General features: G+C 70.3%; 23 protein-coding genes and 1 riboswitch. Of the genes, 5 read left to right on the top strand and 18 right to left on the bottom strand.

Features of this window, described 5'->3' with window-relative positions; all coding sequences use genetic code 11:
* Positions 1-42: 42 nt before the first annotated feature.
* The 13 genes from OHA61_RS23315 to OHA61_RS23255 form a co-directional block, all read right to left on the bottom strand.
* Positions 43-1,332, bottom strand: a complete 1,290-nt coding sequence (locus OHA61_RS23315; RefSeq protein ID WP_324990807.1) for a cyclopropane-fatty-acyl-phospholipid synthase family protein — start codon at positions 1,330-1,332, stop codon at positions 43-45.
* A gap of 390 nt (positions 1,333-1,722) precedes the next feature.
* Entirely contained in the window at positions 1,723-3,102 is a 1,380-nt protein-coding gene (locus tag OHA61_RS23310) for an NAD(P)/FAD-dependent oxidoreductase (RefSeq protein WP_406304679.1), read from the bottom strand.
* Between the two features lie 320 nt (positions 3,103-3,422).
* A complete protein-coding gene (locus OHA61_RS23305) occupies positions 3,423-4,352 on the bottom strand; it encodes an exopolyphosphatase (RefSeq protein WP_406304678.1) in 930 nt (309 codons plus the stop codon).
* Positions 4,349-4,882 carry a DUF501 domain-containing protein gene (locus tag OHA61_RS23300; protein ID WP_406304677.1) on the bottom strand — a complete coding sequence of 178 codons (534 nt, stop codon included), beginning with the start codon at positions 4,880-4,882 and terminating at the stop codon, positions 4,349-4,351. The genes OHA61_RS23305 and OHA61_RS23300 overlap by 4 nt, the downstream gene beginning before the upstream one ends.
* A gap of 30 nt (positions 4,883-4,912) precedes the next feature.
* The gene (locus OHA61_RS23295; RefSeq protein ID WP_266475776.1) at positions 4,913-5,386 is read right to left on the bottom strand and encodes a septum formation initiator family protein; all 474 of its coding nucleotides are present in this window, start codon (positions 5,384-5,386) and stop codon (positions 4,913-4,915) included.
* A gap of 79 nt (positions 5,387-5,465) precedes the next feature.
* Positions 5,466-6,752: a phosphopyruvate hydratase gene (gene eno / locus OHA61_RS23290; protein WP_324990154.1), complete on the bottom strand. Its 1,287-nt coding sequence runs from the start codon at positions 6,750-6,752 to the stop codon at positions 5,466-5,468.
* Positions 6,753-7,038: 286 nt separating this feature from the next.
* Positions 7,039-7,695 (bottom strand): transglycosylase family protein, encoded by a 657-nt coding sequence (locus OHA61_RS23285; RefSeq protein ID WP_406304676.1) that lies wholly within the window; start codon positions 7,693-7,695, stop codon positions 7,039-7,041.
* Between the two features lie 3 nt (positions 7,696-7,698).
* Positions 7,699-7,874: riboswitch (cyclic di-AMP (ydaO/yuaA leader) on the bottom strand.
* A 259-nt stretch (positions 7,875-8,133) separates the two neighbouring features.
* Positions 8,134-9,012 carry a transglycosylase family protein gene (locus OHA61_RS23280; protein ID WP_406304675.1) on the bottom strand — a complete coding sequence of 293 codons (879 nt, stop codon included), beginning with the start codon at positions 9,010-9,012 and terminating at the stop codon, positions 8,134-8,136.
* A 112-nt stretch (positions 9,013-9,124) separates the two neighbouring features.
* The gene (locus tag OHA61_RS23275) at positions 9,125-10,360 is read right to left on the bottom strand and encodes a cytochrome P450 (RefSeq protein ID WP_406304674.1); all 1,236 of its coding nucleotides are present in this window, start codon (positions 10,358-10,360) and stop codon (positions 9,125-9,127) included.
* On the bottom strand, positions 10,357-11,328 hold the full coding sequence (locus tag OHA61_RS23270; RefSeq protein ID WP_406304673.1) for a nucleoside triphosphate pyrophosphohydrolase: 972 nt from the start codon (positions 11,326-11,328) through the stop codon (positions 10,357-10,359). The genes OHA61_RS23275 and OHA61_RS23270 overlap by 4 nt, the downstream gene beginning before the upstream one ends.
* 21 nt (positions 11,329-11,349) lie before the next feature.
* Entirely contained in the window at positions 11,350-11,991 is a 642-nt protein-coding gene (locus tag OHA61_RS23265) for a SurA N-terminal domain-containing protein (RefSeq protein WP_324990144.1), read from the bottom strand.
* Positions 11,992-12,121: 130 nt separating this feature from the next.
* Positions 12,122-12,544 (bottom strand): GtrA family protein, encoded by a 423-nt coding sequence (locus OHA61_RS23260; protein WP_406304672.1) that lies wholly within the window; start codon positions 12,542-12,544, stop codon positions 12,122-12,124.
* Positions 12,541-13,518: a glycosyltransferase family 2 protein gene (locus tag OHA61_RS23255; RefSeq protein ID WP_406304671.1), complete on the bottom strand. Its 978-nt coding sequence runs from the start codon at positions 13,516-13,518 to the stop codon at positions 12,541-12,543. The genes OHA61_RS23260 and OHA61_RS23255 overlap by 4 nt, the downstream gene beginning before the upstream one ends.
* Before the next feature lie 124 nt (positions 13,519-13,642).
* Between OHA61_RS23255 and OHA61_RS23250 the strand changes: the two genes are divergently transcribed.
* Entirely contained in the window at positions 13,643-16,108 is a 2,466-nt protein-coding gene (locus OHA61_RS23250) for a YfhO family protein (protein WP_406304670.1), read from the top strand.
* Positions 16,109-16,299: 191 nt separating this feature from the next.
* A complete protein-coding gene (locus OHA61_RS23245) occupies positions 16,300-17,229 on the top strand; it encodes a class I SAM-dependent methyltransferase (RefSeq protein ID WP_406304669.1) in 930 nt (309 codons plus the stop codon).
* Between the two features lie 16 nt (positions 17,230-17,245).
* Here the strand turns inward: OHA61_RS23245 and OHA61_RS23240 are convergent, their stop codons facing one another.
* The 3 genes from OHA61_RS23240 to OHA61_RS23230 form a co-directional block, all read right to left on the bottom strand.
* On the bottom strand, positions 17,246-18,766 hold the full coding sequence (locus tag OHA61_RS23240; RefSeq protein ID WP_406304668.1) for a serine/threonine-protein kinase: 1,521 nt from the start codon (positions 18,764-18,766) through the stop codon (positions 17,246-17,248).
* Entirely contained in the window at positions 18,763-19,371 is a 609-nt protein-coding gene (locus OHA61_RS23235) for a hypothetical protein (protein ID WP_406304666.1), read from the bottom strand. Before OHA61_RS23235 ends, OHA61_RS23240 begins: the two co-directional genes overlap by 4 nt.
* Before the next feature lie 102 nt (positions 19,372-19,473).
* Positions 19,474-21,555, bottom strand: coding sequence for an N-6 DNA methylase (locus OHA61_RS23230; protein ID WP_406304665.1), 2,082 nt, complete (start codon positions 21,553-21,555; stop codon positions 19,474-19,476).
* 299 nt (positions 21,556-21,854) lie between these two features.
* On the opposite strand from OHA61_RS23230, the gene OHA61_RS23225 reads away from it, so the two are divergent.
* From OHA61_RS23225 to murJ, 3 genes are all read left to right on the top strand, one after another.
* Positions 21,855-22,655 carry a hypothetical protein gene (locus tag OHA61_RS23225; protein ID WP_406304664.1) on the top strand — a complete coding sequence of 267 codons (801 nt, stop codon included), beginning with the start codon at positions 21,855-21,857 and terminating at the stop codon, positions 22,653-22,655.
* A 4-nt stretch (positions 22,656-22,659) separates the two neighbouring features.
* Positions 22,660-22,929 carry a hypothetical protein gene (locus OHA61_RS23220; RefSeq protein WP_406304663.1) on the top strand — a complete coding sequence of 90 codons (270 nt, stop codon included), beginning with the start codon at positions 22,660-22,662 and terminating at the stop codon, positions 22,927-22,929.
* 104 nt (positions 22,930-23,033) lie between these two features.
* Positions 23,034-24,722, top strand: a complete 1,689-nt coding sequence (gene murJ, locus OHA61_RS23215) for a murein biosynthesis integral membrane protein MurJ (protein ID WP_406304662.1) — start codon at positions 23,034-23,036, stop codon at positions 24,720-24,722.
* A gap of 41 nt (positions 24,723-24,763) precedes the next feature.
* On the opposite strand, the gene OHA61_RS23210 is transcribed toward murJ, so the two are convergent.
* Positions 24,764-25,537, bottom strand: coding sequence for an HNH endonuclease family protein (locus OHA61_RS23210; protein ID WP_406304661.1), 774 nt, complete (start codon positions 25,535-25,537; stop codon positions 24,764-24,766).
* Positions 25,538-25,804: 267 nt separating this feature from the next.
* Complete coding sequence (locus tag OHA61_RS23205) at positions 25,805-26,668, bottom strand: SCO6745 family protein (protein WP_406304660.1); 864 nt, start codon at positions 26,666-26,668, stop codon at positions 25,805-25,807.
* Positions 26,669-26,704 lie beyond the last annotated feature (36 nt).

The raw sequence follows: 26,704 nt of genomic DNA, 5'->3' as shown, positions 1-26,704 counted from the left end.
GGGCCCCGCGACCGGTGTGGTCGCGGGGCCTCTCGCATGTCCTCAAGTCCAGGTGCGGGTGCGCAGCGGCAGCCCTGAGGCACCGCTCCCGGGTGTCTTCACGGCGAGGATCTGGTTGACGCCGATCTTGTTGCGCTCGAAGGAGATCGCGCAGGCGGCCATGTAGAGCCGCCAGACGCGGGCGCGTCCGGGTGAGCTGTGGCGTACGGCCTGGTCCCAGTCGGCCTCGAGGTTGGCGACCCAGCGGCGCAGGGTGAGGGCGTAGTGCTCGCGGATCGCCTCGACGTCACGCACCTCGAAGCCGGCCGCCTCAAGGCTGGTGACGGTACGGCCGAGGGGCGCGAGCTCGCCGTCGGGGAAGACGTAGCGGTCGATGAACTCGTCCACGTGGTAGGCGGATTCGTTCTCCTCCGGAGGGCGGGCGATCTGGTGGTTGAGGAGCCGGCCGCCGGGCTCCAGCAGCGAGAAGAGCTGTTCGGCGTACTGGTGGTAGCGGACCTGGCCGACGTGTTCGGCCATGCCGATGGAGGAAATGGCGTCGTACGGACCGTCCCTGACGTCCCGGTAGTCCTGGACGCGGATCTCGATCCGGTCGGTGAGTCCCTCTTCGGCGATGCGCTTGCGGGCGAACGCGGCCTGCTCACGGGAGAGGGTGATGCCGGTGACCTGAACGCCGTACTCGCGGGCGGCGTGCATGGCCATGGAGCCCCAGCCGCAGCCGACGTCGAGCAGCCGGTCGCCCTCCTTGAGGCCGAGCTTGCGGCAGACGAGGTCGAGCTTGTCGCGCTGGGCGTCCTCGAGGGTGCCGCCGTCGTGCCAGTAGGCGCAGGAGTAGACCATGGACGGCCCGAGGACGAGCTCGTAGAAGGGGTTGCCGACGTCGTAGTGGTGGCTGATGGCCTTCTTGTCGCGGCGCTTGGTGTGCAACGGCCCGGCGCGGCGGCGGACCTCCTCGGCGGGCGGAGGCGGGGGCGGCAGCGCGCCGCCGATCTTCAGCAGGCCGCGGGCGGCGGCCCGCAGGCGGGGGTCGCGCAGGGGGTGGCCGGACGCGGGTCTCGCCTCGCCGCGCTCCCAGATGATCCCGGAGAGCAGATCAAGGGCGGCGTACAGATCGCCTTCGACGTCGATCTCCCCGGCCACCCAGGCCCGCGCGAGCCCGAGCTCGCCGGGCCGCCACAGCAGCCGGCGCAGGGCGCGGCGGTGCCGGACGACGAGTACGGGAGCGCCTGGAGGCCCGGACTCACTGCCGTCCCAGGCCCGGATACGAACCGGGAGCGGGGCCCCCAGCAACTCCTCGGCAAGAGTGGTCAGCCGCATCGCGGCGTCGCCCATGGCGCACACCTCCGTGACGATGGATCCCAGAAATGCTCCGGCACCGTGCCGCGCATGTGGCAGCGCGATGCACTCCTGGGAACAATCCGACCACCCTGCGTGCTTCCCGGGCACGCGCAATGCCCAAGCAATTTACCTGCACCCCACACCTACCGGCCACCGCACGCCCGCGCACAAGGCGCACGCGCCGGGCGGCACGACGAGTCGACCCGATTGCCGTCAACCCGAGGCCAACGCCGCACCCAGCAGCACCGCGAGGCGCCGGAGGAGTGGGGGACCCGTACCCCCACGCCAACCAAGGGGCGGGTGGGTGGGAAAAGACCCCCAGGCACAGCGAAGGGGCCGCCCGCACCACGGATGGCGGGCGGCCCCTCGCTGAAAACGCCCGGGCTAGGAGGCCTTCGCCTTCTCCGGGGCCGGCGCGGACGCCGACGGCGCCGGCTTGGCCGCCTCGTAGAACTCCTCGCGCGGCGACTCCATCGCGCCGAGCGAGACCACCTCGCGCTTGAGGAACATCGCCAGTGTCCAGTCCGCGAAGACCCGGATCTTACGGTTCCACGTCGGCATCGCCAGACCGTGGTAGCCGCGGTGCATGTACCACGCCAGACGGCCCTTGAGCTTGATCTTCATCTTGCCCATGACGATCATCGCGACGCCCTTGTGCAGGCCGAGCCCGGCCACCGCACCCTTGTTGGCGTGGCTGTACTCCTTCTGCGGGAAGCCCCGCATGCCGGAGATGACGTTGTCGCCGAGGAGCTTCGCCTGCCGCAGCGCGTGCTGCGCGTTCGGCGGGCACCAGGCGTTCTCGACACCGGCCTTGCGCGCCGCCACGTCCGGGACCTGTGCGTTGTCGCCCGCGGCCCAGATGTAGTCGGTGCCCTGGACCTGCAGCGTCGTCTGCGTGTCGACGTGGCCGCGCGGACCGAGCGGCAGGCCGTAGCGGGCCAGCGCCGGGTTCGGCTTGACGCCGGCCGTCCAGACGATGGTGTTGGAGTCGGCCTCAAGGCCGTTCTTCAGCACCACGTGGCCGTCCACGCAGGAGTCCATCGAGGTCGACAGGTAGATCTCGATGCCGCGGCCCTCGAGGTGCTCCTTGCCGTACTTGCCCAGCTTCGGGCCCACCTCGGGAAGGATCTTGTCGGCCGCGTCGACCAGGATGAAGCGCATGTCCTCGCGCTTGACGCTGGTGTAGTACTTGGCCGCGTCGCGCGCCAGGTCCTCCACCTCGCCGATGGTCTCCGCACCGGCGAAGCCGCCACCCACGAAGACGAAGGTCAGCGCCTTGCGGCGGACCTCCTCGTCCGTCGTCGAGTCGGCCTTGTCGAGCTGCTCGAGTACGTGGTTGCGCAGCCCGATGGCCTCCTCGATGCCCTTCATACCGATGCCCTGCTCGGCGAGGCCGGGGATCGGGAAGGTACGGGAGACCGCGCCGAGCGCGATGATCAGGTAGTCGAACGGCAGCTCGTACGCCTCGCCGACCAGCGGCGAGATCGTCGCGACCTTGCGGTCCTGATCGATGGTGGTGACTCGGCCGGTGAGCACCTCAGCCTTGGGCAGCACGCGTCGCAGCGGGACGACGACATGCCGAGGCGAGATGCTGCCTGCGGCAGCTTCGGGGAGGAAGGGCTGGTACGTCATGTACGAGCGCGGGTCCACGACCGTGACGGTCGCTTCCGCATAACGCATCTTCTTCAGAATGCGTCGAGCTGCGTACAGGCCTACGTACCCACCGCCTACTACGAGGATCCTGGGACGCTCCGTGGTGCTCATGGCATCGAGTATCCACCCCCCTAGTAGGGGTCGCTCGTGAGCCCCTTCACAAGCACTGGACCCACCTGTGCTACACTGCGCGGCCCACGTGATCGAGGTCATGGCGCGGCCATGGAACCCAGACGCAGTGGCGAACGTTGTTCACCCCTCGTGAGCTGGCCCCTAAGCGGCCGCCCCAGGGTGAACCAACGCCCCTGCCCCCACCCGCCCGACGCGCCGTGCGGCACCGGGAATCCGCGCCCCCGGGCCCGACGATCGGGCCGACGGGGCCTTTCAGCCCCTCACGACCCCCATCAGGGACCTTTTCCTTGTGAAGAAGTTCACGAAGTTCCTTGCCCGGCGACCGACCAGGCGATCCCGTCCAGGATGTCGTGCTCGCTGACGACCACTTCGCGCGCCCCGATCCGCTCCATGATCGTGAGCAGTACGAGCGCTCCGGCACCGATGACGTCCACCCGTCCTGGGTGCATCACGGGGATGGCCGCGCGCTCGTCGTGGGTGGAATTCAGCAGTGATTCGGTGATCGCGCGGACCTGCTCGTAGGAGATCACCGAGTGATGGATCGCCTCCGACTCGTACTCCTGAAGGACCAGCGCGATCCCCGCGATCGTGGTGACGGAACCGGCGAGACCGACCAGCGTGCGGGCCTCGCGCAGCGGCACGGTCTCCTCCGCCAGGTCGAGCGCCGCCTCGATGTCCGCGCGCACGGCGGCGATCTGCTCCGGCGTCGCCGGGTCGCTCAGCGCGTGCCGTTCGGTCAGCCGTACGCAGCCGATGTCGACGGACCGGGCCGCACGCACATGAGAGGCGCCGACGACGAACTCCGTCGAACCGCCGCCGATGTCCACGACCAGCCGCTCCTCGTGGCCGGGCAGACCGCCGGTCGCACCGGTGAAGGAGAACTCCGCCTCCTGGTCGCCGGTGATCACCTCGGGCTCCACGCCCAGGATGTCGAGCACCCCGCGCACGAAGTCGTCGCGATTCTCGGCGTCGCGCGATGCGGAGGTGGCCACGAAGCGGAGCTTCTCGGCGCCGTACTGCTTGATCAGCGCGGCGTACTCGCGGCACGCGGCGAAGGTGCGCTCCAGGGCGTCCGGCGCGAGCCGGCCGGTCTTGTCGACGCCCTGACCGAGCCGGACGATGATCATCCGCCGGTCCAGGTCGACGAGTTCACCGGTCTCACGGTCGACGTCGGCGACGAGCAGGCGGATGGAGTTGGTACCGCAGTCGACGGCCGCGACCCGGGTCACTGCTTGTCCCCTTCTTCACAAGGGGTCACACACGGCCCCTTGCGCCACCACTCGGGCAGCATCGCGATCGCCTCGTCGCCCAGCGGATTGACGCCGGGCCCCGCCGCGAGCGAGTGGCCGACCAGCACGTGCAGACACTTCACCCGGTCCGGCATACCGCCGGCGCTGGGGAAGTCCTTCAGCTCCTCGATCGCGTCGCGGCGCGCGATGTAGTCCTCGTGCGCGGCCCGGTACGCGGCGGCCAGCTCCGGATCGGCCGCCAGGCGCTCGGTCATCTCCTTCATCACGCCGTTTGCCTCCAGCGTGCCGATCGCCGAAGCGGCCCGCGGGCAGGTCAGGTAGTACAGCGTCGGGAAGGGTGTGCCGTCGGGAAGCCGGGGCGCGGTCTCGACGACGTCCGGCTGTCCGCAGGGGCAGCGGTGCGCGATCGAGCGCAGCCCGCGCGGCGGCCGGCCGAGCTGCTCCTTGAACGCGGCGATGTCCGCGTCGGTCGGCTCGGTCGGTGCGGTGGTGGGAGGAGGGGTGTCCATGCCTGCCTTGGCTCTAACAGTTCTACGGTTCTACTTGCGGCGGTCGGCGTTGTCGACGCCGTCCCAGACGTTGGAGTACCAGGGGCGGTCGGCCGCCCCCTCTTCCGTACGGCGCTGCTCCGCCGCCTCGGGGTCGATCATGGTGTAGCCGGTCTCGCCCGGAAGCACGAGATGCAGGTGCTCGCGGGCCAGGCGCTTGACGTACTGGTCGTCCTGGAGGCGCGCCTTCTCGTCCCGGAGCCGTTCCACCTGCTCCCGGGCGTCCGCCATCCGGCGCTGCTCGTCGGCGATGTCGGCGCGCTGCGACACGTACTGCCGCATCGGATAGGCGAGCGCGACGACCAGCGAGCAGACCACCAGCGTCAGGAAGGCCGCGCGTCCGGTCAGCCGGGAGCGGCGGGCCTGGCGGCGGCTCTGGGAGCGGTAGACGCGAGCGGCGGTCTGCTCGCCGAGCAGCCGAATCCTGGTCGCGGTGGAGAACCGATCCCGGTCCTTCCCGGCCATGTCCCGCCTCCCCATTACGTACGTACGTCCCCGGACACGGTACGGGACCGCGGCCGGGGACGTGACGACGACGGGCTGGTCAGCCCTTGAAGCGCGGGAACGCCGAGCGGCCCGCGTACACCGCGGCGTCGTCGAGGATCTCCTCGATGCGCAGCAGCTGGTTGTACTTGGCCACGCGCTCGGAACGGGCCGGGGCGCCGGTCTTGATCTGGCCGCAGTTGGTCGCGACGGCCAGGTCGGCGATGGTGACGTCCTCGGTCTCGCCGGAGCGGTGGGACATCATGCACTTGAAGCCGCTGCGCTGGGCGAGCTCCACGGCGTCCAGGGTCTCGGTCAGCGAACCGATCTGGTTGACCTTGACGAGCAGGGCGTTGGCCGCGCCGTCCTCGATACCGCGGGCCAGGCGCTCCGGGTTGGTGACGAAGAGGTCGTCGCCGACGATCTGGACCTTGGTGCCCAGCTTGTCGGTGAGGACCTTCCAGCCGGCCCAGTCGTCCTCGAACAGCGGGTCCTCGATGGAGACCAGCGGGTAGGAGGCGACGAGGTCCTCGTAGTACTCGGTCATCTCGGCGGCCGAGCGGGACTTGCCCTCGAACTCGTACGTGCCGTCCTTGTAGAACTCGGACGCGGCGACGTCGAGCGCGAGCGCGATGTCCTTGCCGGGGGCGTAACCGGCTTCCTTGATGGCCTCGAGGATCAGGTCCAGCGCGGCGCGGTTCGACTCGAGGTTCGGCGCGAAGCCGCCCTCGTCGCCGAGACCGGTGGACAGACCCTTGGTCTTCAGGACCTTCTTCAGCGTGTGGTAGACCTCGGCGCCCCAGCGCAGGGCCTCGGAGAAGGACTCCGCGCCGATCGGGGCGATCATGAACTCCTGGATGTCCACATTGGAGTCGGCGTGCGAGCCGCCGTTCAGGATGTTCATCATCGGAACGGGCAGCAGGTGCGCGTTCGGGCCGCCCAGGTAGCGGAAGAGCGGCAGGTCGGAGGCCTCGGAGGCGGCGTGCGCCACGGCGAGCGAGACACCGAGGATGGCGTTGGCGCCGAGCGAGGACTTGTCCGGGGTGGCGTCCAGGTCGAACATCGCCTGGTCGATCAGGCGCTGCTCGGTGGCGTCGTAGCCGACGAGCTCCGGGCCGATCTGCTCGATGACGGCGAGGACGGCCTTCTCGACGCCCTTGCCCTGGTAGCGGTTCTGGTCACCGTCGCGGAGCTCGAGAGCCTCGAACGCACCGGTGGAGGCGCCGGACGGAACAGCAGCACGGCCCGTGCTGCCGTCGTCGAGGCCAACCTCGACCTCGACCGTGGGATTGCCTCGGGAGTCCAGGATTTCCCGGGCTACGACGACGTCGATGGACGGCACGAGCATCTCCTTCTGGGATGTGACGCTAAAAGTGCAGGGTCTCTTTGGCCTTGCGGCAAGAGCCTAACCGGCGCGGGAGCATCGGTCGGCAGATGCCCGCCCGCTGGGACGAAAAAGGGCATGAAGAGGCTCGACGCAGGACAAACAGCGCGTGAACTACCTGGGGGTAACAGACAGAACCCCGGCCCGGCACGCTCGGGGGAAGCGCGCGGGGCCGGGGTGGCTCTGGGGGATGAGGGCCCGCGGGGTCCGGTGGTCCGCCGGGTCCACCGGAGTCCCAGGGCTCCTCGGGTCAGCTCAGGTGGAGCTGCTGGCCCGGGAAGATGACGTCGGCGTCGCTGATGATGTCCTTGTTCAGCTCGAACAGCTTCTTCCAGCCACCCTTGACCTTCTCGGCCTTCGCGATCTTGCCGAGGGTGTCGCCGGCCTTGACCTTGTACTCGCCGTCGCCCTTCTTCACTGCCTTCTTCGGGGCGGCGGGGCGCTCGGAGCGGGTGGTGGGTGCCTCTGCGCGCTTCACGGCCGGCTTGGCAGCCGGCTTCGCCTTCGGCGTGGCGGCGGAGCCGCCGGTGTACGGCGTGTTGGACAGGTTCACGCCACAGCTCGGCCAGGCGCCCTTGCCCTGACCCGCGAGGACCTTCTCGGCCACGGCTATCTGCTGGTCCTTGGAGGCCAGGTCGGCGCGGGAGGCGTAGGCGGTGCCACCGTAGGCGGCCCAGGTGGAGTTGGTGAACTGCAGGCCGCCGTAGAAGCCGTTGCCCGTGTTGATGGACCAGTTGCCGCCGGACTCGCACTGGGCGACGGCGTCCCACTCGGACGCGGTCGCGGCGGAGGCCGAGGTGGCACCCATCAGCGGGACGGCGACAGCGGCGCCGGTGACACCGGCGAGCGTGGCGATGCGGGTGAGCTTGGACGGGCGACGGTGCTTGGCTTTGCCGGAACGCAGCATGGAGCTTCTCCTCACCGACGCCTACGAGGTGAGCTGTCGGGTTCGGGCCAAGTGAGTTGCCCGGTCGCACGCTCCTGCATGCGACTTCACCCCAAGCCGGTCTCCGCCGTCGATCTCTCAACGGCCGGGCCCGGCGCTTACCTTGGGTCCCCCGCTCCTGCCTTCGGCGCTCTGCGCGACGACTACTCCCCCCGACCGACGGCAGGATTCGGCGTGACGGTCAGTGGTGCCCGCGGTGGCGAGCGGTTCAGACCGTAGACACACGACTCCCCGATGTTCAAAGACGAACATCGGGGAGAAATCGCCCATTTCACCGGGTAGGACATATACGTTTCCGCAGGTGACGGGCGGAATGGGTGATTCCGCCGGGGCAGATGCGTCAGTTGGGACAAAGAGACCCTTGTCTCACTTGCACAGAACCGGACATACGGCCGCGAACTACTCCTGATTCAGGCCCAGATCGAGGCTCTGGCCAGGAAGGATGAGGTCGGGATTGTCGCCGACGGTCTCGCGATTCTTCTCGTAGAGCGCGGTCCAGCCACCGGAGAGCTTCTCCTTGTCGACGATCGCCGAGAGGCTGTCGCCCGGCAGGACGGTGTACTCGCCCGGCGCGGCGTCCGCACTGTCGACCTTGTCCGACTTGTCCGCTTCGGTGCGCGCCGACCCGTCACCCCGGGAAGCGTGGCGCCCGGTTTCGCGGTCGCTGTCCGCATTGTCCGGCTCGGTCTCCTCGGGGGCGGCCTCGCCGCGGTGCTTGCCGTCGCCCGCCGCCGCATCGGGGGCGGCGGTCGCCGACCCGGTCGCGTCCGCGGGCGGCGCGGTGGACGGCTCGTCGGACGGCTCGGCGGGCTTGAGGGTCGGCTTCGCGGACGCGGTCGGCGCCGGAGCCGTGCTCTGCGAGGGCGAGGGTGCGGTGCCCGGGTCGACGCCGGCCGCGGCGCCGTCGTTCTGCAGCCCGGCGATCGCCGCACAGCCGGCCCATGCGGCCGGACCCTGCGCGTCGAGGACCTTCTCGGCGACCGCGATCTGCTGCGAGCGGCTGGCGAGGTCGGCGGTGGGCGCGTAGTCCGCGCCGCCGAAGGCCTGCCATGTCTCCTGGGACATCTGGAGTCCGCCGTAGTACCCGTTGCCGAGATCGGCGCTCCACATGCCGCCGCTCTCGCACTCGGCGACGCGGTCCCAGGTGGAGGCGTCGGCGGCGGAGGCCGAACCGGCTCCGAGAAGGGGAATCGCAATGGCCGATCCCGTCACCCCTGCCGCGACAACGATGGCCGGAGCCTGGCGGGGACGACGGTGGCGACCATGGCCGGAGAGCATGCGTTTGCCTTTCGCGTGACTGCTGAGACGGCAGTGAAAGTAGTCGCATTCGAACGCACATCACAAGTCGATGCAGCGGAGATCACGTGAAAGTCACAGAATTGACAGTCTGTCAGATCTGTCGAGGCGCGAACTCAACGGGCAGAGTGCGCAATCCACGCATAATCAGGCCCCCACGCCACCGCAAATCGGCTGGATCGCCCGCAAGCCGCAAGTCCGGCAATCTCCTGAGCAGCGTCGCGAGCGCGGTCTGCCCCTCCAGCCGGGCGAGCGGAGCGCCGAGGCAGTAGTGGATGCCGTGCCCGTACCCGAGATGCTGGTTGTCACGCCGGGTGAGATCGAGGGTGTCCGGCTCGTCGAAGCGCTCCGGGTCCCGGTTGGCTGCCGCGAGTACGACGAGTACGGGATCGCCCGCCGCGATCCGCTGCCCGCCGATGGTCAGCGGCTCGGTGGCGAACCGCCAGGTCGCGAGCTCCACGGGCCCGTCGTAGCGCAGCAGTTCTTCCACTCCGGTCTCCAGGAGCGCTGTTTCCCCCGCAGCCAGCGAGTTCTGCAGACGCTCGCGCTGTTCCGGGTTGCGCAGCAGCGCGTACACCCCGTTGCCGATGAGATTGACCGTCGTCTCGAAGCCCGCGAAGAGAAGGATGAAGGCCATCGCCGCGGCCTCGTTCTCGGTGAGGTGCTCGCCGTGGTCGCTCGCGCGGATCAGCCCGGAGATCAGGTCGTCGCCGGGTTCTTCCCTTTTGCGGTGGATGAGTTCGGCGAGATAGCTCCGCATCTTCTTCACCGAGCGGGCGACTCCGCCCCGCGGGCCGCCACCGTGGCGGATCATCATCCCCGCCCAGTCACGGAAGTCGTCCTGGTCCTCGCGCGGGACGCCGAGCATGTCGCAGATGGCATAGATGGGCAGCGGGAACGCGAACTCGTGAATCAGGTCCGCCTCCCCCCTCTCCGCGAAGCCGTCGATGAGCCGGTCGGTCAACTCCTGTACCCGCGGGGCGAATTCGGCGACGACACGCGGAGTGAACGCCTTCGACACCAGCCGCCGCAGCCGGGTGTGGTCCGGCGGGTCGATATTCAGCAGATGCGTCATCAGCTCGGCCTTGCGCTCGCCGGGAATGCCCGTCTTCCCCTTGGCGTGCGCGGGCTCGTCATGGTGCGCGGGATTCTTCGACAGCCGCTGGTCGGCGAGGGCCTGGCGGGCATCGGCGTACCGCGTCACCAGCCATGCCTCGACCCCGCTCGGGAGCCGCGTGCGGTGCACGGGCTCGTGCTCGCGCAGCCAGGCGTAGGCGGGATACGGATCGGTGGCGAACTCCCAGGTGAAGAGCTCGGGCCGGGTGCTCACACCTGGCCCTCGACGGCACGGATCGCGTCCCGGTAGGCGCGGGCGGCGGCCCGCAGCGCGGCCTCCGGGTCGGCGCCGCCGGCCTCCGCGCGGATGGCGAGGCCGAGCAGTTCGTAGCCGATGCCGTCGCCGGCGGGCAGCGCCACATCGAGACCGGCGGTACGGACCCGGCTCGCAAGCTTCGCGGCCAGCGCGAGACCGGGCTGACCGAGCGGAACACCGTCCGTCACCGAGTCGCGCTGCTTCTCGATCGCCTTCGTGCGCAGCCAGTGCGCCTTCACCTCCTCCGGAGTCTCGGCGCTCTCGTCGCCGAAGACATGCGGGTGGCGGTGGATCAGCTTCTCGACGATCGTCGCGGCGACATCGTCGATGGAAAACGGCTCGTCCTCGTCCTCCTGCGCGATACGCGCGTGGAAGACGACCTGGAGCAGTACGTCACCGAGCTCCTCGCGCAGCTCGTCGCGGTCGCCGTCCTCGATCGCCTCGACGAGTTCGTACGCCTCCTCGATGCCGTACTTGGCCAGGCCCTTGTGGGTCTGCTGCGAGGACCACGGGCATTCGAGCCGGATCCGGTCCATGACCTGGACGAGATCGAGAAGGCGCGCGCCGGGCAGATCGTAGGAGCCGGGGAGCAGCTCCAGGTCCGGCATCCGCACCCGTCCCGATCCGGCGAGGCGGGCAAGACCGTCGGTCAGGGCCTGGTCGCCCTCGCCTGAGGGCAGCACCACGACGGTGCGGTCCCCGGCGCAGGCGTCGAGAAGCTCCTGCGCGGTGGGCGCGGCGATCTCGACCCCGATGCCCGCCTCCCGCAGATACGGCAGCTGCGGGTGGGCGGCGTCGGAGCACAGCACCTGGTCGGCGGCGTGCAGCGTCTGCCACGCGGTCCAGGACAGCAGCCCGGGCGCGACGCGGTGGCTCGCGGTGAGCAGGACGATTCGGCCGGGAGCGACGGGTGCTTCTGTGGTCACCCGTCGAACCTACCTCGCGCGCTAGGCGCCGGTCTCCGGCTCCTTGCTGACCTGGGTGATCCAGGGGGCCTTGTACGTGCCGAGCTCCAGCTTCTGGTTGTCCCAGGCGCCGAAGCGGGGGTTCACATCGATGTGCAGCGACTTGGCGGCTGCGGTGAAGGCCTGGTTCAGCTTCTGCTGGCCCTCGGGGGTGTTGGTCGCGCCGAGTGCGGTGGCGAGCTTGCTGACCAGGATGTCGCGGCGCACCACATCGTTGAGCTGGTCGGGAGCCACGCCGCGCTGCTGCAGATACATGGCGGCGAGCTGCTCCTCACCGCCGGACTGCAGCACCAACTGGGCCCGGCCGTCCTGGATCTCCTTGCGGCTGATCTTGACCCCGGCGTCGTCGGCGGCGCGCTGGACGACCTGGTCGACGATGAGGTCGTACAGCTTGGCCCGGCTGAGCTGACCGCTGTCCTTGATGAGCTGCGCGGACTCGGGCGAACGCTGCTGGGCGGCGCGCACGTCCTTCACCTTCTCCTGCACGGTGGCCACCTCGATCCGCTCCCCGCCGACGACGGCGGCGGCCCCCGGGTGAGCGTCATTGCCGCAGGCGGCGAGGAGGGGCGCGGCGATCAGAAGCGCGGCGGAGACGGTGAGCGCGGTGCGACGGCGGCGGTGCAAAGGAGCCTCCCGGCGTGATTGTGCTTCGGTGCACAAGACCCTGCGGTGATCGATGGTAGGCAGTCCCGGGGGTCTGGGCCACTGATTCGACCAACGATTCGCCCGCGGGTGCGGATGCGAGCGGTGCGCGTCAGCCGGCCGACCGGACCGGCTCCGGCTCCCGCTCCTGCATCCGCGCGACCGGATCCGGCCGCAGCATGATCATCCGGGAGACGACGAAGGTGATGGGGATCGCCGAGGCCTGCGCGATCAGCGGGGAGTAGCGGCTGCTGAGGTGCAGCACATCCACCAGCAGATAGACGCCGCACGTGGTGACGACGAAGTTCGCGGCGTTGGTGAGCGGGAAGAGCAGGAACTTCCGCCAGGTCGGCCGGGTCCGGTACGTGAAGTACGAGGTCAGGAAGAAGGACCCGACCATGCTGAGCAGGAAAGCGATGACATGCGCGGCGACATACGGCAGCCAGGTCAGCAGGGCCAGGTACAGACCGAAGTACGTCCCGGTGTTCACCGCTCCCACCAGGGCGAACCTGACCATCTGGACCTGGACTGTCATCGTCTTACGAGCTCCCCCGTGCGTTCACGCCGCTCTCCTTCCCGCTGCTGCGGAAGGCCGGCGTTGGTGGCCTTCACCAGGAAGTGCGGTCGCCGCTTCACCTCGTAGTAGATACGGCCGACATACTCGCCGACCACCCCCAGCATCAGCATCTGTACGCCGGCGAGTGCGGTGACCGCCACGAGAAGGGTGACATACCCGGGGGTGTCCACGCCGTTCACCAAGGCGACACCGACGATCCAGGCGGCATACGCCATGGCGAGCGTGACCAGGAGAAGACCGAGATAGACCGCAGCCCGCAACGGCTTGTTGTTGAAGGAGAGCAGCCCGTCGAGACCGTAGTTGAGCAGTTTGCCGAAACTCCACTTGGAGCGGCCCTGCTCGCGTACCGCATTCTCGTACTCGAACGTCGTGGTGCGGAATCCGACCCAGGCGAACAGGCCCTTGGAGAAACGGTTGTACTCGGTGAGTTCGAGGATCGCGTCGACGGTACGCCGTGAGAGCAGCCGGAAATCGCCCACGCCGTCGACGAGTTCCACGTCGACAAGGCGGTTGATCAGCCAGTAGTAGGCGCGGGCCGTGAGGGTGCGGGTGACCCGGTCGCCCTTGCGGGTGCGCCGGGCGATGACCTGGTCGAAGCCCTCGTCGTGGAGTTGGAGCATGCGCCTGACCAGCTCCGGAGGGTGCTGGAGGTCGGCGTCCATGATCACCACGGCGTCGCCCTCGGCATGCTGGAGGCCGGCCAGCATGGCCGCCTCCTTGCCGAAGTTACGGCTGAAGGACACATAGCGGGTACGAGGGTCGGCCTCGGCGATCTCCTCGAGGAGAAGGAGCGTCCGGTCCTGGCTTCCGTCGTCCACATAGACCAGCTCGAATTCCTGCCCGAGCAGCGAGAGTTCCGCGGTCACGTGTTCATGGAAGCGGCCGATGATCTCCTCTTCGTTGAAGCACGGAACGACTATCGAGATCAGCACGGAAGAACAACATCCCACCCGAATGTCGCAGGTGGATTCCTCACATGACGCCTGGGCGACCATCCAGTGAACTGGGCTTCCCGCGCGATGATTTCACGATCGGCGCTGGCATATTCGAGGAATCATGTCGACTCTGCATTCCGTGCGAGGCCGCGCCGCCGCCCTCGCCGCGCTGATCACCGTGACGGCCGTGTGTGCCGGTGACGCCGTCGCGCGCAGTTTTCCCTTCGGCCCGCACACCCGCAGCGTGAACGACCTCGGCAATCAGTTCGTGCCGTTTCACGCACATCTGTGGGATCTGCTGCACGGCCGGGCCGGCGGCGGGCTGCTGCTGAACTGGCAGTCCGGATACGGCACCAGCTTTCTGCCGGACCTCGGGACCTATCTGACCAGCCCGTACTCGGTGCTCGTCGGGCTCTTCCCGCGGGATCGGATCGATCTCGCCGTCTATGTGGTCACGCTGCTGAAGATGGCGACGGCTGCCGCGGCGATGACCTGGCTGCTGCTGTCGCTGCGCGCGGGCGAGCGTGAGGGCGAGGGCGGGCGCTGGTGGATGGCGGGGGTGCTCGGCGCCTCGTACGCGCTGTGCGGCTGGTCGGTCGTCGAGGCCTCGTACAACCCGATGTGGATGGACGGCCTGGTCGCCTTCCCGATGCTGTGCCTGGTCGGCGAGTGGGCACGCACGGCCCGCAGGCCCGTCCTCGGCCCGCTGGTCGTCGCGGTGGCATGGATCGCCAACTTCTACACCGCCTATATGGCGACCATCGGGGCCGCGCTGGTGCTCGTGGTGCGCCTGGCCCTTGAGGAGCCCGATCTGCGCCGGCGGATGCGAGCCCTGTTGCGGGCCACCTGGACCGTACTGCTGGGGATCGCGCTGGCCACCCCCGTCCTGATCCCGGTCTTCCAGGGCTCGAAGCACGCCTACCCGGGGTGGACGAAGGAGTTCGCGCCCGCGGGCTGGGCCGATGTGTTCGCCCGCACCCTGCCCGCGACGTACAGCTTCTTCACACCCGCCCTCTTTCTGGGCGGCGGAGCCCTGCTGCTGGCCTGCACGCTCGCCTTCAACGGCGCGGTGCCGCGGCGCGAGCGACTGCTGTGGACGGGACTCGCGGCGGCGACCCTCGTGTCCTTGCAGTGGGCGCCCACCCATCTGGTGTGGCATGTCTTCGCCACGCCCAACGGCAGCCCGTACCGGCAGACCTTCGTCTTCGCCGGGATACTCGTGATCGCCGCCTGGACCGGCCTCTCGTACGACTGGCCGGGGCGGCGCGCCCTGCTCGGCGGCGGCGCAGTCGTGGCTGCCCTCGCGCTCACGGCCTCGAACAGCGAGCTGGTCACCGGCTGGACCTTCCCCCTCTTCGCGGCCGGGACCGCAGCGGTCCTCGCCGGTCTGGTCCTGGCCCGGCGCGGAAAGTATGCCGCGCTCGCGGCACTGCTGCTCTCCGGCGCGCTGGTCGGGCAGGCCGCGGCCACCACCGCGTACTCCGACCGGCAGCGGCTGGGCAGGCTGGACGACTACCCGGCCTGGGGCCGGGCGCACAGCGAGCGAGCGGCGGCCGCGGCGAAGGCCGACGGCTGGCCGGAATACCGCACCGACGTGGGCCGTACGCAGATCACCGGCAACGATCCGATCCTGCTGGGCGGCCAGGGCGGCGGGTACTACAGCAGCCACACGCCCGATGTCTTCACCCGCACGATGGCCGCGCTCGGCGCGGGCTGGACCTCCAACGGCCGCAGTGTGCAGTCGCTCGACAACCCGGTCACCGACGCGATCTTCTCCGTCGGCACACGGGTACGCACCAGCCAGGGACAGCATCCGGAGGTGACGCGCGCGGCGACGCCGCCGCTGCTGACCATGCGGCCTGCGGGTCCCGAGCCCCGCTACGACTGGAACCCGTTCCGCAACCAGGAGAAACTCCTCGGCGCGCAGGTCTACGGCCCGCCCGTGAACGGCTCCTGCCCCGTCGGCACCGAGGTCTTCCTCTGGGCGCCGAACTACACCGGCAAGGCCCGGCTCGGCGATGCGGCTTGGGTGTCGCTGCGCGGCGGACAGCCCAAGCGGCGTGCCGCGCTCACCTCGCTGGGCACGGTGAACTCCCCTGGCGAGAAGGTCGGTTACAGCAAGGATCCTCATCGCACGACGCTCGGCTGCCTGGACCGGGCCGGGCTCACCGCCGCCGTGGCGAAGCTGAAAGCGACCGGCGCGGTGTCGATCGAGGTCACAGACAGCGGTGTACGGGCCGAGCTGCCGCCCGGCACCAAGGGGACGGCGGTTCTCGCCGCGCCCCGGATCGCGGGCTGGAGCTGCAACGGCAAACCGGCGGGCTCCTACCTCGGGCTCGTCTCCGTGGAGCTGGACGGCACATCGACGACGGTGGACTGTTCCTTCCGCCCGCCCGGGCTGAGGGCCGGTGCGGCGATCGGGGCCGCGGGGCTGCTGACGCTCCTCGTGATCGCCCTGCTGCCAATGATCCGGCGGCGGACGCGTCCCACGGCCGGGACGGCGAGCAACAGCGGACCCTCAGCAGGTGCGCTGACTGTTCGTCAACTCGTGGGCGTCGAAGACCCGGGGACACTCACGCAGCCGTAGCTCAGGGGCCCCGGAAATCCAGCCCGTCCTGCCCCGCGAGGGCGCGAGAAACCCGTGCACACCTCCACAAGGGGGACGCGACATTCCGTCGCGACTCCTTCATGGTTCCGCCCCCACGCAGTCATCAGGACTTCATCTGCAAAGCATCCGGCCTTGGCCCGCGCGGTCGTGCTGCGGCGTAGCGTCCCCGCATGCCCCCTCTCCTTCGCAACCGGCTGGCGAAGCGCGTCCTGAGCCCAGCCCTCACCGTGATCGACCGGCGCATCGAACAGCAGGTGAAGCGTGCCACGCATGCTCTGCGGACCGATGTGGACGCCCTGACCGCACAAGTGGCCGCGCTGCAGAGTCCGCAGTACGGACTGAGCCTGCTCGTCGACGGGACCGGTCGAAGCGGCCACCGGACGCCCACCGCCGCCCAGATCGACACCCTCGTGCGCCAGATCCAGGGCGTGGCGGACGGCAGTCAGCACGCTCTCCGCAATGTGACCGTGGCCTACCGCACGGTGATCGCCCTGGAGTCACTCGGCGTCGGCAGGCTGGCCGGCTCCACCTCCAATGTGTGCGGAAAGCTCGCCACGGTGCCGCTGCTCTCCCCGCCGAACGGCAATGTCCTCGAGATCGGCACCCTGTACGGGATGTTCGCCGCAGGCCTGATGCGGATGCTGCACCGGTCCGGGGTGCAGCCTCATCTGACGATCGTCGATCCGCTGGCGGGCGCGCAGCTGCAGCCTGGCGCCGCCCCGCAGGGCGCGGATCCCACCGGCACGCCGGTGCGCGAGGACGTCGTACGGGCCAACCTGGCACTCGGCGGCGTCGGTTCGGTCATCGACGCGCGGATCCAGCAGGGCTTCTCGGGGGATCCGGATGTGCGGGCCGCCGTCGGTGACCGGGAGTACGGGGTGATCGTGGTGGACGGCGATCACTCCATGGAGGGGGTGCGGGCCGATCTGGAATGGGTCGAGCAGATCGTGGCTCCGGGCGGGATCGTGGTGCTCGACGACTGCGGCGACAAGGCCTGGCCCGGGGTCCAGGACGCGCTCGACAAGCATCTGGCGAGCGGGACATCGCGGCTGACGCTGCTGGGGCAGGTGGCCACCTCGGCGTTTCTGCGCGCGAGCTGACCCGGCCGTCCCCGGGTCAGCCCCGGTGGAACTGGCCCTGCCGGTCGAGCGCCCGACGCAGCTCGACCGGCAGGGCGTGGTACGGCCCGTACGCGCGCTCCGTGTCGTAGAGCAGTCCCTGCAGCTGCAGCCGCGCCGCCGTGTGGTCGCCCACCGCGAGCAGCAGATTCCCGATGCGGTGGCGCACGTCGAAGGCGCGGGCCGGATCGGCGCCGCCCGACCGGTGGTTCTCGTAGTACGGCAGGACGGCGCGGTACTCCGCGAGCGCGGCTGCCGCGTCGCCCAGCTGCTCCAGGCACTGCGCCGCGTCGTAGCGGAACTGCAGCGTCTGCGGATCGGCCGGGCCCGCCTCGGCGGCCCGGTCCTCCGCGAGGCGGCGCAGCTCCGGCAGCGCACGGCGGTACTGGCCGTCGTCCATCAGCGTCGTGGCGTATTGCTTGCGCAGGATCCGCACGACCGGGGAGTGCTCGCCGTGCTCGGCGGCGGCCGCCGGGAGGATCCCGCCGAGGATGTCGACGGCCCGGGTGATGCTGCCCTCGCCGAGCAGCCGCTTGACCTCGTCGACGGCTGCGGCGACATCGGGCCGGGGCGCCTGTGGCACCGGTGGTGCGACCGGCGGCGGGGGCGCGACGCGGTCGGGCCAGGGGGCGTGCGGGCGCAGGAAGGGGCGGGTCGGATCGAGCGGCCCCTGGGGCGTGCCCCGGCCGGGCAGCAGCGGCATCAGCGCCTCGTACACGTCGTGCGCGCCGGCGGGCCGGTGCTGCGGGTCCTTGGCGAGCAGCCGCAGGACGAGCGCTTCGAGCGGCTCGGGTATCTCGGGGCGGAGCCGGCGGACCGGGAGCGGCGGCTCGTAGAGATGGCGGTGCAGTACGCCCAGCGCGGTGGAGCCGGCGAACGGGACGTTCCCGCTGAGCAGTTCGTGGAGCAGCACACCGAGGGCGTAGAGATCGGTGTACGGGCCGACCGCGCCGCCCATCGCCTGCTCGGGCGCCATATAGGCGGGGCTGCCGATGGGCGAACCGGTGTGGGTCAGGCGCGTGGTGTCCACGTCGATGACCGAGGCGACGCCGAGGTCGAGCACGGTGACGGTGCCGTCGGGCTTCACCATCACATTGCGCGGCTTGAGGTCGCGGTGGACGATCGGCACGGCGTGCACGGCGGCGAGCACGGCGCACAGCTGCGCGGCCACGGAGACGGCCCAGGGCCAGGGATAGGGCTCGTGCTCGGCGAGATGGTCGGCGAGGTCCGCGCCCTCGACGTACTGCATGACGAGAAAGAGGTCGTCCTCGTCGCTGCCCGCGTCATGGACGGTCACCAGGCCCGGGTGCGAGACCTGGGCGGTGACCCGGCACTCGCGCACGAAGCGGCGGCGCATCTCGTCGGCGCCGGAGGCGGCGGCCATCCGGTCGGGGCGCAGCAGCTTGACGGCGACGCGACGGTCCAGACGCTGGTCGTACGCCGTCCAGACCTGGCCCATACCGCCCTGGCCTATGACGGCCGAGAGCTCGTAACGGCTCGCGATGACACGTCCGTTCACGGGCCGGGCTCCTTGCGGTCCTTACGGAGGTAGTCGCTGAGTTCGTCGAGCTCGGCGCGGACCTGGTCGATGCGCGGCTTGTCGGACGACGACCGCGAGGCGGGTGTCTGCAGCGGCTGCGGAGGCACGGGCTGGGCGGGAGGGAAGCCGTACCCCGGCGTCGGCGTGTGCGGTGCCTGCGGGATCTGCTGTGCCGCTACCGGCGGTCCGTACGGCACGGTCGTCCCGTAGTACGGCGACGCTGACGGCGACAGCGGCATCCGGCGGATCGCGTCGTGCCTGGTGTCCGCGTACAGGAACCAGCCCACGACGAGCAGGGCCACAGCCAGCATGATGCCGATCGCGATGTCCGACCGGAGCATCCGCAGGTCTTCGGTGGGGTCCGACAGGACCGTGCCGAAGCAGGCGATGAAGGAGGCCAGCACGACAACGAACAGCACCCAGTCCCGGGGGCGCTTGGTGACCAGCGCGAGCCGCAGCATGGTGCCCCACGAAAGCATTCCGCAGCTGAAGATCGGCAGGATCGCGAAGAGCACCCGCAGCACGATCACCGACGCCGGTATGTCGCGCGGAGGCTGCGTCGGCACGTAGCCGTGGCCATGCATGGGTGCTCCTGAATGCCTGGGGACGAGGCGGTCTGAGAGGACGAGCGTATACACCGACTCCGACATCGGCTCCGGGGTTGTACCGAACCGTAGTGGAACCGATCAGGCGGTGACCGTGCCGTCCGTCAGTCCGTCGTACAGCCCTTGGACCAGTTGCTCGCCGAGCCGGCCGGCCGTGCGCAGCGCGTCCTCGAACTCGGCGAGCGCGCGGAAGCGTTCCCCGTAACGCTGCTGGTCGGCGAGCGGAAGCCGGGGCAGCTGGAGCCGGCGTACGTCGAGCCGCGTCGCGGTGGAGGCGTAACTGCTGGCCTGGCGGTTGTTGGCGGTGCCGCGCAGGAAACCGGCGAGGAACCACGGGTCGAGCGCGGCCGGATCGGGGTGCAGCAGCTGGAGGTTGCGGCCGAGAGCCGCGCCCGCCGTGGCCTCGTCCACGACGCGTACGACGGATCCGCCGCCCAGCACGGGCACGACGACATCGCCCTCCTCGACGCGTACGGGCTCCTCGTACGGCCCCTCCGGGAGCCTGCCGGACGGCGCCGTCCCGGCGAGGACGTCATGTTCGGTGAGTACGGGCACGGGCGCATGGCCTGCCGCAGCGGTGCCGGAGCCGCCCGCGCTCAGCACGAGCGCGCCCGCGCGGGACAGTTCGCCGACGGTGGTGGCGGGCCAGGGCGCGGGCTCCGTGGGCTCGGCGGGCGCCGGGGTGAGCTCGCCGGTCAGCCGGAGGGTGTCGGTGAGCCGGTCCCGTACGCGCCGCAGCTCGTCCGCGCCGCCACCGGCGGCGGGGGGCGGCAGATGCCGGGCCGGGGCCAGATCCACGTCGTCGTCGAGGAGTTCGATGACCGGCACCGAGCGGCTGACGCCCGGCCGCTCCTCGGCCGTGCCGTCCCGTTCGAACGGCTCCCAGGCGTCGAGCACCGCACTCTGGACGGCCTGCCAGTCGAGCTTGTCGCGGCCGGCGCCCGCCCCGGCCGGCTCGGCGGTGTCGACGAACAGCAGCTCCGGGGCCGGGGCCTGGCCCGCGTCGGGCTTGCGCAGCACCCAGAGGTGGAGCGGGATGCCGTACGGCGGCGCGGCACCGGCGGGCAGTGCGACGACGGCACGCAGGGCGCCGCGGCGCAGCAGCCCGGCGCGGATCCGGCGGCCGGAGCGGCGGGACGCGGCGGCCGGGGGCATCAGCAGGACGGCCGTGCCGCCGGGGCGCAGCCGGGCCAGCGCGTGCTGGACCCAGGCCAGTTCGGACTCGGTGCGCGCCGGGAAGCCGTACTCCCAGCGCGGGTCGTAGCCGAGTTCTTCGTGGCCCCAGTTGCGCTCGTTGAAGGGCGGGTGGCACAGCACGGCGTCGGCGGCCAGCTCGGGGTACGCGTCGGCGCGCAGGGAGTCGCCGGCCGCGGCCCGCACGTCGGCGTCGGTGTGCAGGGCCAGCCGGAGCGCGGTCAGGGCGGCGAGATCGGGGTCGGCCTCCTGCGCGTACAGCGTGACCGGGCGGCCGACGGCACGCAGCAGGGTGCCTGTGCCCGATGCCGGGTCGAGCACGGTGCCTGCCGGTCCGGTGAGGGCCGCCATCAGCGCGGCGGGCCCGGGCGGCGTGAGGGTGTACTGGCGCGGGTTGGCGTCGAGGTGACGGCCCAGCAGAAACTCGAACGTCTGACGGGCCCCGGTCCCGGCGGCGAGCTCCCCGACGGAGCGCAGGAGGCGGATGTCAGCTCCGCGGGCGTACGAGGCGGGGGGTTCGGCGGGCAGCCCCGGCGGGGTCGGGGGCGGGGTGGGGAACAGACCCGCCCGGGCATCACCGAAGCGCGCCGCCAGGACCTGCTCCAGCGCCGTCGGCAGCAGCTCGGCCATCCGCTCGTCCGTGACGGCGGTCAGCTCCTGCCACATCGTCGGCCGCTCCTGTACGAGCAGCAGCGCGCACCCGACGTGGACCAGTGCGCGCACCGAGCCCGCGGGATGGTCGGCGATCTGCTGCCAGACCCTTTCGCGCAGCGGGACTTCGGCCAGTTTGCCCTGGTCGCGCAGCCAGCGCTCGACGTCGGCGAGCGCGAAGGACGGGCTGGTCTCGCTACCGCCGACGGGCTTGGGGAAGTCGGCGTGTCTGCGCCGCCAGTTGCTGACGGCGGCCCGGCCGACCCCCGCGAGCCGTGCGATTCCGGCAGCGGTCACCTCTGCTGCGTTCTCCGGCACCCGGCTGACTCCCCTCGTCCCTACACCGCTGCTGAGACGCCGATCCTAGCGGGTGAACCGAAGAGCCCACTTCACACCTGACAGTCGAGTTGTTCACAGATTGCTGGTTGACTCGGTTCACAGGCTCTGCTGTGATGTGACCTGTCGCCACACGGAGCTCTCTCGACGAGCCCTCCCACTGGGAGCTCACGCTCTGACCCGCGGGTCCAGCGCTCCTGGCGGCCCCTGACCGCCAGGACCCCGGCCCGACCCCTGCCCCTCGATCCCCCTCCCCAACTCTTCCTTCTCGGAGAACCCACATGTCTGTCACCGCTCCGCGCCGCCACAGGCGCATCGCTCTGGCCACCCTGTGCACCACCCTCACGCTCGCCGCCGCGGCGTGCGGTCCCTCCGACGGCGACAGCCGCGACACCAAGGGCGCGCCGGCCAAGAGCACGAAGGCCGAGGAAGGCGCATTCGGGGGCCTGTCCGGCCCGCAGATCGCCAACAAGGCCTTCAAGGCGACCAAGGCGGCCACCTCGGTGACCGTCGACTTCGCCGCCCGGACGACGGACGGCAACATGAAGGCGTACATGTCCATCGACTCCAAGGGCGACTGCAAGGGGACGCTCTCCACGGGCGACACCGGCACGGCAGAGCTCATGCGGGTCGGCGACAACGCCTACATGCGCTTCGACGAGGCGTTCCTGCGCAGCCAGAACGAGGGCAGCTCGGCCGAGGAGACCGCGGTGGTGCTGAAGATGCTCAAGGGGCGCTGGGTGAAGTCGGACGCGTCGTCGCCGGAGGACAAGGAGCAGCTGGAGTTCTGCGAACTGAAGACGTTCCTCGGGCAGTTCGAGGAAGGCTTCAACCTGTTGCGCCGGGGCGAGGAGACAACCGTGAACGGCCAGAAGGTGCTGACCCTGACGGAGAAGGACGGCGACACGAGCTACAAGGTGTACGTCGCGACGAAGGGCGAGCCCTATGTGCTGAAGGTGGAGCAGAAGGGCGGCGAGGAGCCGGGCACGATCACCTTCTCGGCCTTCAACAAGCCGGTGGGCGCGAAGAAGCCCGCGGCCAAGGACATCGTGGACCTCGACGAGGAGGGCGCGGCCCAGTAAAGCGGTGCTCATCAGTCACTGGGCCGCCCGCCAACTGCTGCCGCGCCGGCGGCCGTACCGGGCGCCAGCTTCGGCGGTCGGCCTGTGGACAAAGGCGTCACTCCCCCTGCACGAGGCCTGGGTGTCGCGCCTGCCCACCGACACCAGGGGCGTGCTCAGCGGGGACAGGACGGCCGACCGCTCAGCCCTGGACGCATGGGTCGAGAAGCGCACGGGCGGACTGATCAGATCGATGCCGACCCTCCTCGACAGGACACCGAACTGGTGCTCCTGACGGCCGGCTGGGTGGCCGAGCCGACGCCGTACACCGACCTTCCCAACTGACGGACATCTGCCGCCGATTGGGGCCGAGGGATCTTGGCGGCGTAGGTTGGCGGCATGGTGGAGGGGGCGAAAACCGCTACGGAAAGCACACCGACAGGTGCGAGGGCGCAGGAGCGGCACGCCGCTGGACGGGAGCAGGCAGCCGGGGGAGGGCTGGCTCGTTCGTCTCTCCTGATGGCACTGGGCACGCTCGTGTCACGGGCGACGGGGCTGATCCGCCAGGTGCTGCAGGCCGCGGCGCTGGGCACGGGCCTGCTCGCCAGTACGTACAACACGGCGAACACCGTGCCGACGAGTCTGTACACGCTACTGATCGGCGGAGCGCTCAATGCCGTGCTCGTACCCCAGTTGGTGCGGGCCAGGGCGACGCAACCCGACGGAGGCCGGGCCTACGAGCAGCGGCTGGTCACGCTCGTCCTGTGTGTTCTGGGCGTGGGAACAGCACTTGCTGTGTGGGCTGCCCCCGAGATCGTGGGCCTGTACATGCGCGACACCCCGGACAATCACGAGGCGTTCGCGCTGACCGTGGTGTTCGCCCGGTTCCTGCTGCCGCAGGTCTTCTTCTACGGCCTGTTCAGCATCTTGGGCCAAGTCCTCAACGCCCGCGAGAAGTTCGGCGCGATGATGTGGACGCCAGTGCTGAACAACGTCGTTCTCATCGGCATGTTCTGCGCCTATCTGGGACTGATGACAGTCCCCGACCGGGTGGAGGAGATCACCACAACACAGGTGCGGCTGCTGGGGATCGGCACCACGGCCGGCATCGCTCTGCAGGCCCTCGCTCTGATCCCCTTCGTGCGTGCGGCCGGCTTCCGCTTCCGGCCGCGGTTCGACTGGCGGGGCACAGGCTTGGGCAAGAGCATCCATGCCGCGAAGTGGACCCTGCTGTTCGTGCTGGCCAACCAGGTCGCGCTGACAGTGGTCACCAACTACGCGAACGCCGCCGACCAGGAACTCCCGCAGGCCGGCGCGGGTTACTCGGCCTACACGTACGCGCAGACCATCTGGCTGCTGCCCCAGTCCATCGTCACCGTCTCCCTGGTGACCGCTCTGCTGCCGCGCATGAGCAGGGCAGCGGCCGAGGGCCGCATCCCGGATCTGCGCGCCGACCTCTCGCGGGCTCTGCGCATCACCGGCCTCGTCATCGTGCCCGCCGGCTTCCTCTTCCTCGCGCTGGGCCCCCAGATCTCCACGCTGCTGTTCGCCCACGGCGCGGCGGACACCGCTTCCGCCCAGCCGCTCGGGCACATGCTGCAGGCCTTCGGCCTCGGACTTCTCCCGTTCTCCGCCCAGTACCTGCTCCTGCGCGGCTTCTACGCCTTCGAGGACACCCGGACGCCCTTCTTCATGGCCGCCTGGATCGCCTTGGTGAACATCGCCCTGGCTACCGGCTGCCACGTGCTGCTGCCCGCGCGCTGGGCGGTGACCGGCATGGCAGCCGCGTACACCCTGTCCTACCTGGCCGGTCTCGCCATCACCGCACGGCTGCTGCGCAGGAAGCTAGGCGGCCGCATCGGCGACGGGAGCCTGCGCAGCACCTACGCGAAACTGCTCTGTGCCGCAGGTTTCGCCGCGGCAGCCGGCTGGGCTGCCGCCCGTGCTTGTGCCGCGTCGGCGGGCACCGGCACCTGGCCCACCGCGATCACTCTTGCCGCGGGAGCGGTCGCTATGGCGCTGGTGTATCTCGTCCTTGCCCGGCTCATGAACATCAGCGAGTTGCGGCGGCTTCCCGGCCTGAGGTGAGTGCGGCAGGGAGCGTCAGCCACGGAAGCCCCATGCCGCTGTCATCCGCCGCACTGCGTGAGCATCGTCCTCTTGTCCGCGGCGGTCACCGGCAGTTCGTACTTGATCGCCACCTGCGCGACCCGTACGGCATACGCGCAGCGGATCCGCTTGTTCGGGGGCAGCCAGGACGCCGGGCCCGAGTCGCTCTTCGAGCTGTTGGCGCGGCCCTCCACCGGCAGGAGATTCAGCGGGTCGTTCGCGAGCTGCTGACGCTTCGACCTGTCCCAGCGGGCCGCGCCCATCTGCCAGCCGTACGAGAGCGGAATGACGTGGTCGATCTGCACGGCGGCGGCCTTCTGCTTGCGCCAGTCGATGACCGTGCCGGTGTACGGGTCGTCGAGGGTCATCGCGATGACGACACAGTCGGAGCCGGAGCGGTAGCGCAGATGCTTGCCGTCGCGGGCGAGCAAGTCGTTCCTGGTGTCGCAGCCGTTGCGTGCCAGCGGGACGCCGTCGGCCGTGTCCATCCAGGCGTGGCCGAAGCGGTCACGGGCGTACCCCGTCTTGGGGCCCCGGCCCTTGGTGGTCACCTTCCCGATCAGGGCGCGGGCAGCCGTCCGGTCCTGTTCGGAGGTGAGGGGGGCGAGGCCGGGCCTGGTGCCGTCGGGGTTGGCGAGGGGGCTGGTACCGGCGCCGGTGGCGGCCGTGGCGTTCGTGGGTTCGGCGGCGCCGGGCAGCCCGGTCCCGTCGCAGGAGGAGAGCAGCGCGGTGGCGGCGACGGCCGCCAGGCCGCCGGTGAGTGCGCGCGATATTCGGACCCCGAGTCTGTTCACGCCCGTAGGTTACTGACACCGGCCCCAAGTCCTGTGCGAAATAGGCGCTTTCGTGATGCTATCGCCCGCACCGAAGGAGCCGGAGGTTCCGGCTCGCGGAAGGCGGTGGGGGCGCGTAGCGTCGAGAGCACCCTGGTCCTCTGCGGAAGGACGTACATATGGGGACGCCGACACAGCGATAGATCAAAGACACAGACACATACGCACCGCCCGCGGAGCCGAGCCGGCCCCCGCGGGCGGTGTGGCGTATCCGGGCAGCGCAGCCCCTCACACCTTGCCGATACCGAGGGTGGTCTCGCCGGGCATCATGCCCGTGCCCAGCACCTCCACCCAGAACGGCCCGAGCAGATCGGCGAGCCGGTCCCGGCCCTCGTCGCCGAGCGCGGCCCAGGGGGAGGACGCCAGTTCGTCGGTACGCCGCTCGACCTCGGCCCGCAGTGCCCGCCCGGCCTCGTTGACGCCGTCCGCGCCCAACAGCCCGCGCGCCACGAGCCGTTCACGCGCCGCCTCCCACTCCTCCTCGCTCCAGCCGCGGCTCGTGAAGGTCTTCTCCGAGGCCGCGCCGACGGCCGCGAAGGAAACCAGCGACTCGACCGGGTCGAGCCCGGCGGTCAGCAGGGCGGTGAGATGCCCGTCCCCGCGGTGCTCGCGCAGGATCGTCGCGGCCTGCCAGAGCACCAGATGCGGCTCGCCGGGCCATGCGAGCGCAGCGTTGGCGGCGGCGAGCGGCCGCCCCGCCGTGTTCACGGCCTCGGCCGCGCGACGGACGAGCGCGGCGGCCTCGGCGAGTTCGGGACTGTCGGCCCTGTCACCGAGGATCGTCCGGTACGCCCGGTCGATCCCGCGCATCCGCGCGGCGAGCACCTCGTCCGGCGCGGCGATGTCCCACGCGGCGGGGATGTGCTCGGCGACCTTGTGCGGGCTGAAGCTGTAGAAGGCGGACGCCACCTGCCGGGCCCCGGGCGCCCCGAGTGGCGCGGAGCGCAGGGGGAAGTAGCTCGGCCAGCGCTCAGCGGTCTCGTAACCCAGCGCGGCGAACTCCTCGAAGACTTCGGGGGCGTAGTAGACGACTGCGTGCAGCGGCTCCAGGAGGTGCCACATCTGCCGCACGCGTCCGTACTCCTCGGCCATGACTCTTCCTCTCCATCGCAACCAGATCGCATCCAG

The organism is Streptomyces sp. NBC_00885 (assembly GCF_045207475.1).
GTDB lineage: Bacteria > Actinomycetota > Actinomycetes > Streptomycetales > Streptomycetaceae > Streptomyces.
This window is presented reverse-complemented; position numbering and strand designations above follow the sequence as displayed.

Coding starts and splice junctions, on each gene's coding strand:
- OHA61_RS23315 (WP_324990807.1), bottom strand. CDS start 1,332: ATGGGCGACGCCGCGATGCGGCTGACCACTCTTGCCGAGGAGTTGCTG.
- OHA61_RS23310 (WP_406304679.1), bottom strand. CDS start 3,102: ATGAGCACCACGGAGCGTCCCAGGATCCTCGTAGTAGGCGGTGGGTAC.
- OHA61_RS23300 (WP_406304677.1), bottom strand. CDS start 4,882: ATGGACACCCCTCCTCCCACCACCGCACCGACCGAGCCGACCGACGCG.
- OHA61_RS23295 (WP_266475776.1), bottom strand. CDS start 5,386: ATGGCCGGGAAGGACCGGGATCGGTTCTCCACCGCGACCAGGATTCGG.
- eno (WP_324990154.1), bottom strand. CDS start 6,752: ATGCTCGTGCCGTCCATCGACGTCGTCGTAGCCCGGGAAATCCTGGAC.
- OHA61_RS23285 (WP_406304676.1), bottom strand. CDS start 7,695: ATGCTGCGTTCCGGCAAAGCCAAGCACCGTCGCCCGTCCAAGCTCACC.
- OHA61_RS23280 (WP_406304675.1), bottom strand. CDS start 9,012: ATGCTCTCCGGCCATGGTCGCCACCGTCGTCCCCGCCAGGCTCCGGCC.
- OHA61_RS23260 (WP_406304672.1), bottom strand. CDS start 12,544: ATGACAGTCCAGGTCCAGATGGTCAGGTTCGCCCTGGTGGGAGCGGTG.
- OHA61_RS23250 (WP_406304670.1), top strand. CDS start 13,643: ATGTCGACTCTGCATTCCGTGCGAGGCCGCGCCGCCGCCCTCGCCGCG.
- OHA61_RS23245 (WP_406304669.1), top strand. CDS start 16,300: ATGCCCCCTCTCCTTCGCAACCGGCTGGCGAAGCGCGTCCTGAGCCCA.
- OHA61_RS23235 (WP_406304666.1), bottom strand. CDS start 19,371: ATGCATGGCCACGGCTACGTGCCGACGCAGCCTCCGCGCGACATACCG.
- OHA61_RS23225 (WP_406304664.1), top strand. CDS start 21,855: ATGTCTGTCACCGCTCCGCGCCGCCACAGGCGCATCGCTCTGGCCACC.
- murJ (WP_406304662.1), top strand. CDS start 23,034: ATGGTGGAGGGGGCGAAAACCGCTACGGAAAGCACACCGACAGGTGCG.
- OHA61_RS23205 (WP_406304660.1), bottom strand. CDS start 26,668: ATGGCCGAGGAGTACGGACGCGTGCGGCAGATGTGGCACCTCCTGGAG.